The sequence below is a fragment of the Undibacterium sp. GW821-FHT11B02 genome, from assembly GCF_058808955.1.
Genome location: NZ_JBXASD010000015.1, coordinates 151,190 through 167,387, shown reverse-complemented (window position 1 = coordinate 167,387; position 16,198 = coordinate 151,190). Strand labels below are relative to the sequence as shown.

General features: G+C 52.0%; 18 protein-coding genes. 15 read left to right on the top strand and 3 right to left on the bottom strand.

The features are described 5' to 3' along the window. Positions 1 to 312 precede the first annotated feature (312 nt). Positions 313 to 1,221, bottom strand: coding sequence for a recombination-associated protein RdgC (locus AC1RVX_RS26305; protein ID WP_493219544.1), 909 nt, complete (start codon positions 1,219 to 1,221; stop codon positions 313 to 315). Between the two features lie 196 nt (positions 1,222 to 1,417). On the opposite strand from AC1RVX_RS26305, the gene AC1RVX_RS26300 reads away from it, so the two are divergent. The 6 genes from AC1RVX_RS26300 to AC1RVX_RS26275 all read left to right on the top strand — a co-directional run bounded on the left by AC1RVX_RS26300 (position 1,418) and on the right by AC1RVX_RS26275 (position 6,891). Next, positions 1,418 to 1,948 (top strand): DUF6622 family protein, encoded by a 531-nt coding sequence (locus AC1RVX_RS26300; protein WP_493219543.1) that lies wholly within the window; start codon positions 1,418 to 1,420, stop codon positions 1,946 to 1,948. A 154-nt stretch (positions 1,949 to 2,102) separates the two neighbouring features. After that, positions 2,103 to 3,815, top strand: a complete 1,713-nt coding sequence (gene argS / locus AC1RVX_RS26295; RefSeq protein ID WP_493219542.1) for an arginine--tRNA ligase — start codon at positions 2,103 to 2,105, stop codon at positions 3,813 to 3,815. Positions 3,816 to 3,856: 41 nt separating this feature from the next. After that, the gene (locus AC1RVX_RS26290; protein ID WP_493219541.1) at positions 3,857 to 4,495 is read left to right on the top strand and encodes an SPOR domain-containing protein; all 639 of its coding nucleotides are present in this window, start codon (positions 3,857 to 3,859) and stop codon (positions 4,493 to 4,495) included. Positions 4,496 to 4,510: 15 nt separating this feature from the next. After that, the gene (locus tag AC1RVX_RS26285; RefSeq protein ID WP_493219540.1) at positions 4,511 to 5,266 is read left to right on the top strand and encodes a thiol:disulfide interchange protein DsbA/DsbL; all 756 of its coding nucleotides are present in this window, start codon (positions 4,511 to 4,513) and stop codon (positions 5,264 to 5,266) included. Between the two features lie 43 nt (positions 5,267 to 5,309). Then, positions 5,310 to 6,089, top strand: coding sequence for an SDR family oxidoreductase (locus tag AC1RVX_RS26280; protein ID WP_493219539.1), 780 nt, complete (start codon positions 5,310 to 5,312; stop codon positions 6,087 to 6,089). Positions 6,090 to 6,093: 4 nt separating this feature from the next. After that, positions 6,094 to 6,891 (top strand): helical backbone metal receptor, encoded by a 798-nt coding sequence (locus tag AC1RVX_RS26275; RefSeq protein ID WP_493219538.1) that lies wholly within the window; start codon positions 6,094 to 6,096, stop codon positions 6,889 to 6,891. Positions 6,892 to 6,895: 4 nt separating this feature from the next. On the opposite strand, the gene AC1RVX_RS26270 is transcribed toward AC1RVX_RS26275, so the two are convergent. Then, positions 6,896 to 7,789: a DMT family transporter gene (locus tag AC1RVX_RS26270; RefSeq protein ID WP_493219537.1), complete on the bottom strand. Its 894-nt coding sequence runs from the start codon at positions 7,787 to 7,789 to the stop codon at positions 6,896 to 6,898. Between the two features lie 385 nt (positions 7,790 to 8,174). Between AC1RVX_RS26270 and AC1RVX_RS26265 the strand changes: the two genes are divergently transcribed. The 9 genes from AC1RVX_RS26265 (at position 8,175) to AC1RVX_RS26225 (ending at position 15,040) form a co-directional block, all read left to right on the top strand. Further along, positions 8,175 to 9,026 carry a hypothetical protein gene (locus AC1RVX_RS26265; protein WP_493219536.1) on the top strand — a complete coding sequence of 284 codons (852 nt, stop codon included), beginning with the start codon at positions 8,175 to 8,177 and terminating at the stop codon, positions 9,024 to 9,026. Positions 9,027 to 9,275: 249 nt separating this feature from the next. After that, positions 9,276 to 10,496: a diguanylate cyclase domain-containing protein gene (locus tag AC1RVX_RS26260; RefSeq protein WP_493219535.1), complete on the top strand. Its 1,221-nt coding sequence runs from the start codon at positions 9,276 to 9,278 to the stop codon at positions 10,494 to 10,496. A 339-nt stretch (positions 10,497 to 10,835) separates the two neighbouring features. After that, complete coding sequence (locus AC1RVX_RS26255) at positions 10,836 to 11,216, top strand: COG4315 family predicted lipoprotein (RefSeq protein WP_493219534.1); 381 nt, start codon at positions 10,836 to 10,838, stop codon at positions 11,214 to 11,216. Between the two features lie 46 nt (positions 11,217 to 11,262). Continuing rightward, a complete protein-coding gene (locus AC1RVX_RS26250) occupies positions 11,263 to 11,775 on the top strand; it encodes an RNA polymerase sigma factor (protein ID WP_493219533.1) in 513 nt (170 codons plus the stop codon). Between the two features lie 13 nt (positions 11,776 to 11,788). Continuing rightward, positions 11,789 to 12,610 carry an anti-sigma factor family protein gene (locus AC1RVX_RS26245; RefSeq protein ID WP_493219532.1) on the top strand — a complete coding sequence of 274 codons (822 nt, stop codon included), beginning with the start codon at positions 11,789 to 11,791 and terminating at the stop codon, positions 12,608 to 12,610. 136 nt (positions 12,611 to 12,746) lie between these two features. After that, complete coding sequence (locus AC1RVX_RS26240) at positions 12,747 to 13,574, top strand: glutaminyl-peptide cyclotransferase (protein WP_493219531.1); 828 nt, start codon at positions 12,747 to 12,749, stop codon at positions 13,572 to 13,574. A 14-nt stretch (positions 13,575 to 13,588) separates the two neighbouring features. Continuing rightward, positions 13,589 to 14,098: a hypothetical protein gene (locus tag AC1RVX_RS26235; protein WP_493219530.1), complete on the top strand. Its 510-nt coding sequence runs from the start codon at positions 13,589 to 13,591 to the stop codon at positions 14,096 to 14,098. Positions 14,099 to 14,196: 98 nt separating this feature from the next. Continuing rightward, complete coding sequence (locus tag AC1RVX_RS26230; protein ID WP_493219529.1) at positions 14,197 to 14,619, top strand: VOC family protein; 423 nt, start codon at positions 14,197 to 14,199, stop codon at positions 14,617 to 14,619. Between the two features lie 76 nt (positions 14,620 to 14,695). Continuing rightward, on the top strand, positions 14,696 to 15,040 hold the full coding sequence (locus AC1RVX_RS26225) for a GFA family protein (RefSeq protein ID WP_493219528.1): 345 nt from the start codon (positions 14,696 to 14,698) through the stop codon (positions 15,038 to 15,040). A gap of 21 nt (positions 15,041 to 15,061) precedes the next feature. On the opposite strand, the gene AC1RVX_RS26220 is transcribed toward AC1RVX_RS26225, so the two are convergent. Next, complete coding sequence (locus tag AC1RVX_RS26220; protein WP_493219527.1) at positions 15,062 to 16,135, bottom strand: MBL fold metallo-hydrolase; 1,074 nt, start codon at positions 16,133 to 16,135, stop codon at positions 15,062 to 15,064. Between the last annotated feature and the right edge of the window lie 63 nt (positions 16,136 to 16,198).

Genomic DNA, 16,198 nt, shown 5'->3' with positions numbered 1-16,198 from the left:
GAGTGGTAGTTCAGTTGGTTAGAATACCGGCCTGTCACGCCGGGGGTCGCGGGTTCGAGCCCCGTCCGCTCCGCCAGTTATAAAGAAAAAAGACAAGCGATGCTTGTCTTTTTTTTCGTCCACATTTTCCTGCACTTCAAATCCTGTAATGCACATCCCGCCATTGTGTATGTGGTGCGACTCATTGGACTCTGTGCCTCAGTGCTGCTCTGCACCCGTGTGTTGAAAGGTCTTAAGTTGTTATGATGTTGAGCACCAAGTAAAATCCCGCCCAATTACTTGAGCGGGGGCGGGATAAAACACCTCAGTTCATCAAGCAGCCTGTGCGCTGTCCATTTCACCATCCAGTGCAAATACCACGTCATCCAGCAAGCGGGCCAGTTCTGCCGTCATGAGCACAAAATCTGCATCAAAGCGCTCTTCTTCATTGCTGCCCTTGTCCTTGCTTTCATCCAGCACATCCAGTGGCTTGATGCGCTTGATGGTCAGGGTGTCGGTCAGGACAAAGCTGATCTTGTCATCCCAGGTCAATGCCAGTTTGGTGCATTGTTTGCCAGCAGTAATATGTTTTTGTATATCGTCCGGTTCCAGCGTGTAACGCACATAGCGTACGGTGGCCTTGTCTTCGGTAGAGGACTTCAGTTCGGTATCCTGATCTATGGTGAAACCCTTGGGGGCTTCATTACCAGCCAGCCAGCCGGTCATGGCTGCTTGTGGTGAGGCTTTGGTGCGCAAGCCTTCCAAAGGTAGCTTGTCGCAGCATTTCAGCAAGAGTTTGATGACTTCATCGGCCTTGGATGGGCTGGACGCGTCGATTACCAGCCAGCGGTTCACCGGATCTATCCATACATTGGTATTGCGCTTGACGCCAAAGGCGCGTGGCAACAACTCTTCAGTGATGCGTTCTTTCAAGTCTTTCATGGCCTTGCGACCAGGCGCGAACCCTTGTTCTTCTTCGATTTCCAGCGCACGTGCCTTGGTGACCTGATTAATGACGCTGGAAGGCAGCAATTTCTTCTCTGTAGCCAGCGAAATCAGGAATTGCTGATTGACGCAATGCACCAGCTGATCGTTATTGCGCGGAGATGCCCAACCCTGGCTTTGCATCTCATTCGAAGGGCATTGCGAAAACGAAATGCGTGACAATTGTGCATGCAACTCCTCGGCAGTGATCTTCCAGGGAGTTGTCAGACGAAAAACTTGCAAATTCTTAAACCACATAGCGTATCCAGACGAAGAAAACCTAGCATTCTACACGTCTGAGACCGCACACTCACGACCAAAAACACCCCTTTTGCGGCAAGAACCAACGCTTCGTCGCTTTCCGGCATACAGGCTGGATCAGCTTTGCAATACTTCTTCCATCGCAGCAAAACAAACACCTGAAACTACATTGACCGCACTCAAGGAGATCATCATGTTGAACCAAATCATTAGCAACACACCAATCTATGTATGGGCAATTCTGGGCTTTCTGGCATTTCGCGGCATCAAGTCCAGTGTTGACCGCGAATTGACAGTCAGGGCAGTGGCAATCATTCCTCTGCTCATGCTGGCCTTGTCCGTACAAGGCATATTGTCCGGTTTTGGTGCTGATCCTGTTGTACTGGCAACATGGCTGGTAACGACGGTGCTTGGTTCTGCCATCTCCTGGAGTCTGGTTAGCGACAGGAATGTACGTATCCTGGCAGACAAGGGCATGGTTTTTTACCGTGGCAGCTGGGGTCCGCTGGTAATGATGATGTCCATCTTTGTTATGAAGTATGTTGTGAATGTCGCCTTGCACGTGAACCCAGCCCTGCACAGCAATATGTTGTTCGTTGTCATCAGCACGGCACTGTTTGGCCTGTTTAACAGTTTGTTCCTTGGCAAAATGCTGCGTGTCCTGATCATGTACAAACAAGCAATGTCTTCAAGCACAGTATTTGCCAGCTCTGCGGCGGTATAAAAAGCAATCGGGGAGCTAAAGAAGGAGAATGAGTTCTAGTAACAAGAAGATGCAAGATTCACATGCGGCATCTCAGACAGGGGCAGGGTGAGACAGTATAATGTCCCCTGTCCTTATTTTATTTATTGTCAAAATACAATAAAACTTCTGTGCCATGCTAGCTGAACAAAAACAAGAATTACTGAAACTATTCCAGAATGCGGTTGACCCTTTGTTGGTCGGTTCCGAGCTCAAGCCCACGATAGCGCTGGAACGTCCACGCGACCCTTCCCATGGTGATGCAGCTTGCAATATAGCCATGCAAATTGCCAAGCCGTTGCGCAAGAACCCGCGTGAGCTGGCGCAGGCTATCGTTGCGGCAGTAGAAGCACAAAACCATCCTCTGGTTGCCAGCGTGGAAATCGCCGGCCCCGGCTTTATCAATGTCCGTATTACCACGGTGGCCAAACAGGCTGTCGTCAAGACCATCTTGCAGCAGGCGGCTGATTTCGGTAAAAGCCGGCGCGGTGCCGGTGAAAAAGTGATGGTGGAATTTGTATCCGCCAATCCTACAGGTCCATTGCATGTGGGTCATGGTCGTCAGGGTGCTCTGGGTGACGCTTTGTCTGCCTTGCTGAATGCCCAGGGTTATGCCGTCAGTCGCGAGTTTTACTATAACGATGCCGGTGTACAGATCGCTAATCTGGCCTTGTCGGTGCAAGCTCGTGCCAAGGGCTTTGCTCCTGGTGATGCAGGCTGGCCAGAATCTGCCTATAACGGCGATTATATTAACGAGATCGCACAAGACTTCCTGGCAAAGAAAACCGTTTCTGCCGGTGATTGTGCTCCGGTCACGGCCAGTGGTGATGTTGATGATATTGAGTCCATACGCCAGTTCAGTGTAACTTACCTGCGCCGCGAACAAGATGCCGACTTGCTGGCCTTTGGCGTCAAGTTTGATAATTATTATCTTGAGACTTCGCTGTACAAAGACAATAAGGTAGAAACCACAGTTAACGCACTGAAAGCAGCGGGCAAGACGTATGAGCAGGATGGTGCCCTGTGGTTGCGCACGACTGACTATGGTGACGACAAAGACCGCGTCATGAAAAAGTCGGACGGTACTTACACTTACTTTGTACCGGACGTGGCTTACCATGTCACCAAATGGGAACGCGGTTTCCGCAAGGCCATCAATATCATGGGCAGTGACCATCATGGCACCACCGCCCGTGTGCGTGGCGGCCTGCAAGCGCTGAATGTAGGCATACCGCAAGGCTATCCTGACTACATCCTGCACAAGATGGTCACCGTCATGAAGGATGGTGCCGAGGTCAAGATTTCCAAACGGGCTGGTTCCTATGTCACTGTGCGCGATCTGATCGAATGGTCCGGCGGCGGCAATGAACAACGTGGCCGTGATGCCGTACGTTTCTTCCTGATCTCGCGCAAGGCTGATACCGAATTTGTATTTGATGTTGATGTCGCCCTGGCGCGTTCGGATGAAAACCCGGTGTATTACGTACAGTATGCGCATGCGCGTATTTGCTCAGTACTGGCACAATATGCGACAGACGAAGCGGCTTTTGCCCCGCTGGCGAATGTCGATCTGTCCCCACTGACCGCACCGCGCGAAGCCAGTTTGCTGGCCAAGCTGGCAGAATATCCGGAAGCGCTGGAAAAGGCACTGGATGAACTCGGCCCGCATCAGGTAGCGTTTTACCTGCGTGATCTGGCAGGCGAATTGCATAGCTATTACAATGCTGAGCGGGTTCTGGTGGATGATGAAGCAACCAAACTGGCCAGATTGGCGTTAATGCTGGCAACACGCCAGGTATTACGCAACGGTCTGGCCCTGATCGGCGTTTCAGCACCCAACAAGATGTAATTTCCCAGGCTAACCCAAGCTAACAAACACGTCGGAGACGCATGAAAGCACATCGTAACGCCTCAGTTCTGAAGCACGGCCAGCGCGGTAATACCCTGACTGGCATCATCGTAGGATTAGTCATTGGTCTGGCCATCGCCGTTGGTGTGGCCATGGTGATTACCAAGTCATCCACGCCATTTACCAACAAAGGTGGCAAATCGGATAAGGCAGACCTGCCTTTGGCACAATTGCAAGATCCAAACAAGCCTTTGTATGGCAACAAGGATGCAGTGAAAGAAGCTGCCAAGGAAGTGGCCAAAGACCCGAATGCACCGACCAAGCCTGACCCAGTCGTACCACCACCAGTCAAATCCGCTGAAACCAAGCCCGAAGTGAAAACTGCGGCCGAAAAAGCTGCAGACAAGGCAGCAGATGCAGGCAAGACTGACGGTAGCGATGAAAAATATATTTACTTTTTGCAGGTTGGTGCGTTTAAGGAACAGGCAGCAGCTGAAAACAGCCGTGCCAAACTGGCTTTGATCGGCTTTGAGGCGCGTATCGTTGAAAAATCGTCGGATAGCGGCACCATGTATCACGTACGCATAGGACCATTTTCTCAACAAGAAACAATGAACCGTATGCGTGCTCGCCTGTCTGAGAATAGTGTGGATGTTGCCGTGGTACGTACTGTGAAATAAACCTGTAAAGGAAATATGATGTCATTGTTGAATCGCGTTTTTCGTTGTGTGCTTCTGCTTGCCGGTATGAGTTTGATGGCAAGTGCGGGTGCTTCACCTACCATGCCGCAGGCTGGGGTGGAATATCAGTTGATGAAGCGTCCGCAGCCCACTGAGAGTGGCAAGAAAATTGAAGTCATTGAGTTTTTCGGGTATTTTTGCCCACACTGCAATGCGCTCGAACCCTTGATGGCTGAATGGGTAAAAAAGCAGGGTGACAATATTGTCTTCAAACGCATCCATGTGAATTTTCATGGACTGATTCCGCAGCAGAAACTGTATTTCACCATGGAAGCCATGGGTAAGGCTGACGAATATCATATGAAGGCTTTCAACGCCTTTCACATTGACCATAACCGCCTGCAAAGCGACGCTGAAGTCATGGAGTTTGTGAACAAATCCGGCCTCGACAAGCAAAAATTTACTGACATCTATAACTCCTTCTCCACCCTGAGCAAGTTGAACCGTGCGGCACAGCTGTCGGAAGCCTATCAGGTCGATGGCGTACCGTTTATAGCGATTGATGGCCGCTATACCACCTCACCAGTGATGTCAGTGGCGACGATGGGGCGGGTGACGGAAGAGCAACAAAACGGTTATGTCTTACAAGTGATGGATTTTCTGATTACGAAAATCCAGAAAGAAAGAAGCGCACAAGCAGCCCCAGTTGCTGCTGCCCCGGCATCAGCAGCTGCGTCGGCGTCAGCAAAAGCTCCGGCGAAGAAAAAATAAGTAATAAAATCCGCCGTATTGGCGGATTTTTTCATTGGAAGCCATGAAAACTGTCTTTATTACCGGCGCTTCATCCGGCATAGGTGCTGCTCTGGCCCGCACTTATGCCCAACAGGGGGCGACGCTGGCTTTGGTGGCCAGGCGCAGCGATGTGCTGGAAGAATTACGCCAGAGTTTGCCTAATCCGGGTCAGCACCATATTTATGCCGTTGATGTAACTGATCATATGGCGCTGGCCAAAGCCGCAACAGATTTCATGGAGGCAGTGGGGCAGGTGAATGTGGTGATTGCCAATGCAGGTATCTCGGTGGGCACTCTTAGCGAACACGCAGAAGACATACAAGTGTTTGACCGTATCATGCAAACCAATCTGTTGGCGACGGTGGCAACATTTTCACCTTTCATCGGTGCCATGAAAAACTATGCAAAGCAGGTTGATTGCCGTTTGGTGGGGATAGGTAGTGTCGCAGGTATACGCGGACTGCCGGGAGCGGGCGCTTACTGTGCATCCAAAGCAGCCGTTATCAGTTACTGTGAATCCTTACGGGTAGAGTTGCGCGACAGCGGCATACGTGTGGTCACCATTGCGCCTGGTTATATCGATACCCCGATGACACGCGATAACCCCTATCCCATGCCTTTCCTGATGCCGGTACAGGCATTTTCACAAACTGCGGTAGCAGCAATCGACAGTGGCGATTCTTATCGCATCATTCCCTGGCAGATGGGCGTGGTTGCCAAGCTGTTGCGCATCTTGCCCAATTGGCTATATGACGCGGTTTTTGCCAGAGCGCGCCGCAAGCCGCGCGCATCCGGTGACTGACAGCATGCAGCAACCTGCCTTGCTGACGGATGCCATCGGCACCGTCCACACACCTTGTGCGACGCCGGCACGTATCGTCAGCCTGGTACCGTCAATCACAGAATTGTTATGTGACCTCGGCTTGTCATCCAGCGTGGTCGGACGCACGGGCTTTTGCATCCATCCTAAAGAATTGGTGGCATCCATCCCCAAAATCGGCGGCACCAAGGATGTCAATATCGACAAGATACGCAAACTCACCCCTACGCACCTGATCGTCAATATCGATGAAAACGAAAAGCCGACGGTGGAAGCCCTGGCCGAATTCATCCCGCATATCGTCGTCACCCACCCACTGGTGCCACGAGACAATCTGGCGTTATACCAATTACTGGGAAATATTTTTGGTGCTGAGATTCAGGCATTGCAACTATGCCGGCGTTTTGAAGAGGCCTATGCGGCGCTGCCGGTTTTGTCTGGTCAGACTGTCAGTCGTCGGCTGGTGTATTGCATCTGGCAAGACCCGTGGATGACGGTCGGTCCCGCCACCTATATCTCAGCCATGCTGGCCTTGATAGGCTGGCACACCTGGTCGCCACTGGACAGTACGTTGCGGTACCCGACTTTCAGATGGACTGATGCGATGTTGAGCGAGATTGATGGGGTGCTCCTGTCTAGCGAACCTTATCGTTTTACCGAGGCCCATGTGGATGCGTTGGAAAAACAGTTAGGCTTGCCGGTACAACTGGTAGATGGCGAAATGTTGTCCTGGTACGGTAGCCGTGCAATAGCCGGCCTGCGTTATCTGAAAAGTTTGGCCTGACTGTTCAGGTCTTGTTGGTCAGCGTCACCCCGGCGATGACCAGCAGTCCACCCACGATCATGGATGTCAGTATAGGTTCCCCCAGAATCAGTGCACCCAGGCTGATGCCGAATACCGGCACCAGATTATTGAAGACAGCGGTACGGGCTGGCCCTATGCTTTTGACGCCTTCGTAATACCAGACAAAGCCGATCACTGTACCGAAGGCCCCCAGATACACCAGCGCGGCGATCACTTGCAGGCTCATATGTGAGGGTTCAAAACGCGGCAACTCCAGCACTGCGCCTATGCCAAGCAAGAGCAGGCCCCACAGTGAAGCATAGGTCGTGGCGGCAATCGGTGACAGGCCTTTCAGCGCATGTCTGCCTATGATCGTGTAGGCGGCCCAGCCGCAAATGGCAGTCAGCATGAAAAGCTCTCCCTGCCCGACAGACTGCGATAAATCATGCATGGCACCCAGCAAATCACCTCGCGTAATCACCACCGCCGCGCCAGCGAAGGCAATCAGGATGCCCAGCCAGCGTATCTTGCTCAATCTTTCCCTAAACAACAGCGCCAGGGCCAGTGCGGTGACGATGGGGTTCAAGGCTACAAACAGTGCTGTGCGGCCAGCAGGCATGCGCTCCAGCGCGGCAAAAAAACACAGGTTATACAAAAAAATACCGGTGGCCCCAAGAGAAAACGTTGCATGTATCTGCTGCCGCGTCAGCTTCGGCAAGCCACCTTCGAGTCGCCAGGCAAGCAGCAACAACAAGATGCTGGCCACGGCAAAGCGGATGAAAGCCGCAATCATGTGCGGGATTTCCTTGGCGACCAGACGCCCGGCAATGAAAGTGCCGCCCCAGAACAGGGCAACGCAAACGAGTTTCAGGTAAGTGGTAATGGGGGTTTTGGTCACGATGGGGGAGCTTCTGCAAAAGCTTGCTAGCCTACACCAAAATCGAAGCCCGGGTTCTTTGGCCTTGGTTCACCCCTCAATAACATGACGCTATGCGCAGGTTTGCTGGCCGCCCCGCATTAGTTGCATGCGCGGGTTTACCCACCAGAAGTCTGAAAATTAAGCTGATTTTTGATATTTATTGTGTATCAAACATGCCGGAATGGAGATGTCACACATTGATGTCACCATTACCGACAATGCTTAAAAGCCTGAATTGAGGGCTAGATCTGCCTCTTTTATACGCATCTTGCATCCGTATTCTTTGTTATTTTTAAGCTTGTGGTGAGTGGAATAAAAAAACAGCGAGACCGCTGTGCTCTGAGTGGAATCCCAAGGGGGGTATATGAATGATATTACGAGTTTAAAAGCGTTTTTCGGTGATGTGCAGGAATTGCAAAGCAAGCTGAAATCCAAAATTACAGATGCAGAAAGCAGCGCAGACAAGTTCAAGGCGGCTTTTCAGGCTGCCGTCAAGCCGGAGACCAAAGACACGGTGGTATCCGCGCTGAAAGATGCGGTGTCAGGTAACAGTAACAGCACGGCTTCCGATCTGGCAGGCCAGATACAGGCAACGCTGGCGGCCTTGCAGCAGCAATTGCAAAACAATATCGCGCCAGCACCGGCTGCGTCGGCGGCCAGCGATGCGGTCAGTAGTGTTGCGGCCAGTTCGGCAACTGCTGCAGCTTCAGCCGCTACTACCGTTACTACCGCTGCTGCGACGGTTGCAGCCACAGCCAGCACAGCATCGGCAACCGCAACCGCAACAGCATCAGCGCCGCCAGCGGCTGCACCGGCCATCGCCGCCATTAACACCACGCATGCCCCCTATCGCGTATACGATCCAAGCAATCCTTCTGCGTTCGTTGAGCCATCCAATCCTGGCGGTGGTCCTAACTTGTTGGCATCTGATCTGGTATTTAACCCGGACCCGCGCCCTGATTCACCCTTGTCTGTCCCCTTGCCTACCGCGGCCTATGGATCGGCAGAATGGAAAGTGCAGTCGCAAACCTATGAAGCCACCTATGAAAAACTGGGGGCAGACAATGCAGCATGGAACCAGAAGAATATGGAATTGCGTAAACAGACACTGCTGGCTTCGCCTTATGCCGCTTTTGCTGGATACCAGGGACAAAATGCAGCCGCAGCGGCTGACCCGTATACCCTGGCTTCTGCTGCCAGCCGGGCTGTGACCTGAAGTTACTGAATTAATGAGGTGCTTGCGCTGAGCAGGCTGCAAGTACCTCTTACCATCTCACTTGCGAATACTGATAAAGATTTGGCATTTTAAAAACGACAACAATTGAAAACTCTTGTTTGTCGATGCAACAGATATTCCTTCTCAACTGCAAGAAACTGCAAACTACCTGTCTTTTTTACTTTTTCCTGATCTAATCTGGGAAAATGAATAAGTATTGACAGGCTGAGTGCGCTTATGAGTTTCCGTGTGAAATTCAATTTGGTGTTATTGCTGACTTTCGCCCTGGCGTTAGTGACGGCGACCGTGTATTACAAGCATGAGGTACAAAAAGCCACGCTGGAAGAAGTGAAGCATGAGGCCACACTCGCTTTGCGTGCTGCATTTGCGGTGCGGTCATTTTCTTCCAAGCACATCAGCCCCATTTTTGATCAGTTGCCGCCAGGTGAATTCAGGGCCGAGGGGATACCTTCTTTTGCCTCAACCGAAACCTTGCGTATCCTGTTTGAATCCTATCCGGGCTATCGTTACAAGGAAGCGGTACTGAATCCGCTCAACCTGGCGAATGTACCGCAAGAAGCGTGGTTGAAAGAGATCATAGAGAAATATCGCGACGGACGTATCCCTTATGCCGATGATGATGCGGCAGCAGTACATATTCGTGACCAGACGCTGCATCTGGTGCGGCCAATTCAAATCCAGGAGGCATCCTGTATGGCTTGCCATGGTCGTGTGCAAGATGCACCGCCAGCCATGGTCAAGATCTACGGCACTAGCCACGGATATGGCTGGAAGCTCAATGATATCGTTGGTGTGCAGACGGTCACCATTCCTCTCGAACGCTCAAATGAACGCAGTGCTGCTGCGTTCAGGAATTTCTTGTGGCCCTTGGTGGGGGTCTTTGTCCTGTTGTTTGTTACGCTCAACGTCTTGTTGCAATATTGGGTGCTCAATCCACTGAGCCTGCAAAATGTGACGCTGAACCGGCTGGCTAGCACTGATGCACTGACAGGTCTGATGAATCGTCGGGCTTTCATGAACAGTTTCCAGATGGAACTGGAAGCTGCTCGTTATCATGGTACACCGTTGGTACTCCTGGTATTTGATCTTGACCATTTCAAGGCGATCAATGACACGTATGGCCATGCCCAGGGCGACATAGTCTTGCGTGCCACCGCTACTACAATCAGCCAGGCACTGCGTTCCGTGGATCATCTGGCTCGCATAGGCGGGGAAGAATTTGCCCTGCTATTGCCTGCTACCACACTTGCTGCTGCGAAATTGCTGGCTGACAATTTGCGTCGGAGGATGGAGCAGCAAACGACAGAAAATTCCCCCGCAGTGACAGGCAGTTTTGGTCTGGCGCAGTGGGATGGCAAAGAAACACGGGAACATTTACTCAAGCGTGCCGATGATGCCACCTATGCCGCCAAGGCTGCTGGGCGCAATTGTGTGATGGTGGCCGCATGAGCTTAAGTAGGACTTACGCAAAACCGCCCCAAAGTGTTGCAGCTCCTCTCCTGGGAGCCGCGTACTAAAGTACTGTCTTCGTCGCTGCGGTGCAGTCGGGGTTTCAGACAATACATTGTCTGCCGACGTAACTAACCTCCCTTACAAGGGAGGTTTCCTAAAAGCGATAGCCTTGTTGGGACAATTTTGTGTAAGTCCTATTAAAATAAAAGTTATTTATTTTTTTGTTAACTGGAATAAAACTGCTTTGCCAGGCGTTTATCTCTTTGTAAGCCGCGTGAGCCCATCTGGCTTACATGCAATCTTGCAATGACTGATATATTAACCAGGAGTTTCTCAATGAAAATTCGACAAATTTGCCTTAGCTTGTCTTGTGCCGCCTTGATGCTGGGTGGCTATTCCGTGGCCCAGGCGCAATCCATGCCCAAGCTTGCAGATGGTGTGCTGGTCAGTGCCAATGGCATGACCGTGTACAGTTTTGATAAGGACGTCGCAGGCAGTGGCAAAAGCAATTGCAATGGCCCATGCGCGACCAACTGGCCACCTGTTCCGGCACCGGCCCAACTCCCTGCTGGCAAGTATTCTGTGGTGACCCGTGAAGATGGCAGCAGCCAGCTCGCGTATGACGGCAAGCCGCTATATCTGTATGCAGCGGACAAGCAAGCTGGTGAGCGTAATGGCGACAATTTCAAAAATGTCTGGCATATCGTCAAACCATAATTGGTGATGTTGATGACAGCCACGGTCGATTGCAGAGGCCCTGTCCGTGCTGGATAAACATTCCAGCACGCAATTGTTGGCATGCATTCCCCGCTTGCGACGTTATGCGCGCGCATTGGTTGGGGACAGGGCAGGTGCTGACGATCTGGTGCAAGACACCATGGAACGTGGCTGGAGCAGGTTGGCTGCATTCTTGCCAGGTAGCGATATGCGGGCCTGGCTATTCAGCATCATGCACAATCTGCGGGTAGATCAATTGCGCAAGCCAGTACTGCCTACGGAAACTTTTGAAGATGAAACACAGTTACCACCCGTGCCACCGGAGCAGAATCAGGGGCTGGAGTTGCGTGATTTGCAGGCAGCATTGATGCAATTACCCTTAGAGCAGCGCGAAGTCTTATTGCTGGTGGCACTGGAAGGCATGCCTTATGAAGAAGTGGCGCAGACCTTGAATATACCCGTGGGAACGGTGATGTCACGCCTGTCACGAGGACGTGAAAAACTGCGTGTGATCATGGAAGATCGCCCGCAGACAGTCGTGTTGACGGTAGTTAAATGAAGAAAGCCCGAGCATGAAGCAGGCCCCCATCAGCGAAGCAGATCTGCATGCCTATGTCGATGCGCAGTTGTCGCCCGAGCGTCATGCGGAGGTGGGTGTCCATTTGCAGGCGCATCAGGATGATGCGCTGAAGGTGCATGCCTGGCATCAGCAAAATGCCAGTCTGCATCGGCTGTTTGACCCCGTCATGTATGAAGCAGTGCCCGACAGGCTCAGGCAAACGATGGTGTCCCGTGTACTTCTCCGTCAAGTGGGGTGGGGCTGGCAACATCTGGCAGCCGGGGTGGCGATCGCCTTTGTCAGCGCAGGCATGGGTTGGCTATTGCATGACAAATCGGGTGAAGCGGGTTGGCTGGCTTTGGGGCAAGGCCAGGTATCAAAGTCAGGTGTGCAAAATGCGGCGGCCTTTGCCCATCAGGCCGCAGTTGCGCATCTGGTGTATAGCCCGGATGTCCGGCGTCCGGTAGAAATCGGTGCTGAACAGGAAACCCAGTTGGTCACCTGGCTATCGAAGCGCATAGGCAGCCCCATGCATGCGCCCAAGCTGGGCAAGTTATCGTATGAACTGGTGGGTGGGCGTCTATTGCCAGGCGGTAGTGGCCCGGTGGCCCAGTTCATGTACCAGGACCCCACCGGCCAGCGCCTGACCCTGTATGTAAGTACAGATCAGGTACAAAACAAGGACACCGGTTTCAAATTCATGCAGGAAGACAAGGTCAATGTGTTTTACTGGATAGACGGCAAATTTGGCTATGCCCTGTCGGGCAATATCAGCAAAACTGAGCTAGCGCGCATCGCCAATGCCGTGTACGAACAACTTGATAAGCCATCCTAGCTTTGCGCATGAGTGTCCAGAACAGATTTATTTGTCACGTTAAGTAAAACAGGGTGACAGCTGTCTGGAAAATATCTATTCTTTCCCGTTTGACGCCGGACAATATGATGCCCGGCCTTACACTCAGGATAGACGCATGACAAATTGGAAGGAAAACGCCAGCTTGCCCCGCCGCACATTCAGTAGCCTGCTGGCCGGGCTGATGGTTTGCTGTATGGCAGCCAGCCTGCCGGCCAGTGCGGCCACGGCTGTATCCACGTCCGCCTTGCCCACTTACGGTTATCAGGTAGTGAACAGTTATCCGCATGATGCAAATGCCTTCACCCAGGGCCTGTTCTACAAGGATGGTTTTTTGTATGAGAGTACGGGCCTGCAAGGACGTTCCTCGGTACGCAAGGTGAAACTGGAAACCGGCGAAGTCTTGCAAAAGATCGATTTGCCCAGGCAAATTTTCGGTGAAGGTATTACCTACTGGGATAACCGCCTGATAGGCATTACCTGGACATCGCAGGCGGGTTATGTGCTTGACCTGAACAGCTTCGCCTTTCAAAAGGAATTTGCATATAAAGGGGAGGGCTGGGGCCTGGCGCGCAATGACAGTGAAATCATCATGAGTGACGGCACCGCAGAATTGCGCTTCCTGAACCCCGAAACTCTGGCCGAAGTGCGCCGGATCAAGGTGACGGCACGTGGCAAACCAGTTGACCAGTTGAATGAACTGGAATGGGTCAAGGGCGAAGTGTTTGCCAATATCTGGCAAACCGACAAGATTGCCCGCATTGATCCCAAGTCCGGCAATGTCACTGCCTGGATAGACCTGAGTGGCCTGCTACCGATACGTGATCGCATGATGAGTAATCCTGACGTGCTCAACGGCATCGCCTATGACGCAGCACATGACCGGCTGTTTGTGACCGGCAAGTTGTGGCCACGGATTTATGAAATTCGTCTGGTCAAGCGTTAATACAGGCAGTTGCGATGGAAAAATCCTTTTGTCTGATCGCGTTTGGCGTGTTCCTGGGTGCGCTTACGCCTTCCAGTCAGGCAGTTGAATCTGATTTGGAGAATCGTCTTGTCAAAGCTCTCATGATCAAAAATAATGGCCCGGAGAGGTTGGCCAAATCCAGACCCGTGATTGCTGCCTACAAGCAGGCAGGCATATTAGGTAAGCAAGCTGATGAACGCGCTGACTATATCGATTTTTATCTCTTGCGCAAACCAGCCAGTTTCATGGGGCATAAACTGGTTTTGCTGGAAGAAGAATATATGGATACCTATGTCGGCTGTTGCGTCAGCCCCGGCCTGGGTCTGGTGGTGCAAGTCAATGGCGATACCCGTGCCATGCAGGATTTTGCTGAAAAAAATGCCTGTACTTTTACGCCGCATGCGGATGTGTTCGACACTTTGAAGACTTACGGCATCAAGAATAGCTTACCCAAAGTCGACTACGCCTCACTCAGTTGCCGCGAGAGGGATACGCAGAAGTAAGATGGACTTGCATAAGCTTGCTTTTTTATATATAAAGTAAGTCCTAGTGGTTATCAGCTTTCAGACAAGTCTTAACTTGTTTTTTTCAGGAGCGCACCATGCCCCAGTCTTACCGTACCCCCTCCGATATCCATCCCAGCCTGATCTATGACGATGCGCCTGCGGCGATAGACTGGCTGGTACGGGCTTTTGGCTTTACTTGTCGCTTTGTGGTGCCAGGTGAAGGTAATCGCATAGAACATTCTGAATTGAGCCTGGGCACAGGTGTGATCATGATCAGTTCACCCAAGGCAGAAACCCATCATGTCAGCCCCAGGTCTTTGACCGGGATTTCACAGGCACTGAGTGTGTATGTGGCTGACCCGGATGCCCATCATGCAGTCGCAATTGCTGCTGGTGCCAAACTGGTGCGCCCTCTGCAAACGGAAGATTATGGCGCGCGCGGTTATATGGTGCTGGATCCGGAAGGCCATCTCTGGTACTTCGGCAATTACCGGCCTGGTGAATACTGGCAAAGCTAAGTGGACCGAACTGGTTCGTCTATTTTTGTCGAAGCAAGACCTTATTTTTTATTGCGCATTTCAGGAGCAAGTTCTCATGCATAAAGGCAGCTGCCACTGCGGCAAAATCGCATTTGAAGTAGAAGGCGAGGTCGATAGTGCGCTCGCTTGCAATTGTTCCATTTGCCAGCGCAAGGGTTCTCTGCTGTGGTTTGTGCCGCGCGACCACATGCATTTATTGACCCCCGAAGATGTTGCCAGCACTTATCTCTTCAATAAGCATGTGATACAGCATAAGTTTTGCCCTACCTGTGGAATGCACCCTTATGCCGAGGGTGTTGACCCCAAAGGCAACCGGGTTGCCGCCATCAATATACGCTGTCTGGAAGACATCGATCTGAACACCATATCGGTGCATCACTATGATGGCCGTGCCCTGTAAGTCAGGGATGTATGAACCTGTTTATTTCACCACAAAACGCATGACGCCATCGTTGCCCAGTTCTCTGCGCAAGATGCCGTCAAACCACAGCTTGTGCAAATGTGCCAGGGCTTCACCGATGGCAAATGTCAGTTGATGGGCATCCAGCGGGCGACGGAACATGATGGGGACAATGTCTGCCGCTGACTGCGGTGTAACACAGGCTTGTTGCACTTCCGCCAGGCGCTCGGCATGATGGTCCTGCAATTGCTGTACGCGGGTATGCAGGCCCTTGAAGGGTTTGCCATGTGAAGGCAGGATCAGCACATCTTCTGGCAGCGGCAGATATTTTTGCAGTGAATCCAGGTATTGCTGTACGGGATTGGCTTCCGGCTCTATCGCAAAGACCGAGACATTGGTAGAAATGCGTGGCAGCAGCATGTCGCCCGAGATCAGGATATTCAGCTCCGCACAATACAGCGAGGCATGTTCCGGTGAATGACCAATGCCGCAAATGATTTGCCAGTGACGCTGGTTAATGATGACAGCTATGCCTTCCTGCAGGCGGCGATAGGCGGTCGGTACAGTCGGCACCAGCCGGGTGTAGTGATTTTTTCTTTCCTGTATCTGGTCTTGCATGGCGGTATCGACCAGGCCATGTTTGCGGAAATGCGGGAACATGGCCGTACCATCTGCGCCTGGCAGGCTGGCCGACATCATGCGGGCGAAGGCATATTCGCCTGCTGTCATCCACAGTTGACAATTCCAGCGGCTGCACAGCCAGTCGGCCAGACCAATATGGTCGGGGTGGCAATGGGTGGCGATGACGCGGATGATGGGCAAGCCACGCAAATGATTGTTCAGATCACCAAACAGGATTTCCCAGGCGTCCCGCGTGGCGTCGCTGGAGATGCCGCAATCGATGGCGGTCCAGCCATGTACTTGTCCCTGCTCTGTTTCAATTTCATCTTCCAGCAACCACAGATTGATATGGTTCAGGGCAAATGGCAGACCCATGCGTATCCACAGCACACCTGGGGTAATTTCCATGGTCTTGGCAGTGTCGGGCAGAGTTTCGCCAAAAGGGTAGTGTAGTTGTTGTTCAAGTAAATTCATGGCCTGGCCTGTCTCTATTGTTATTGTAATCTCGTCGCATCTCTGCCCGATTTCGCATTATGG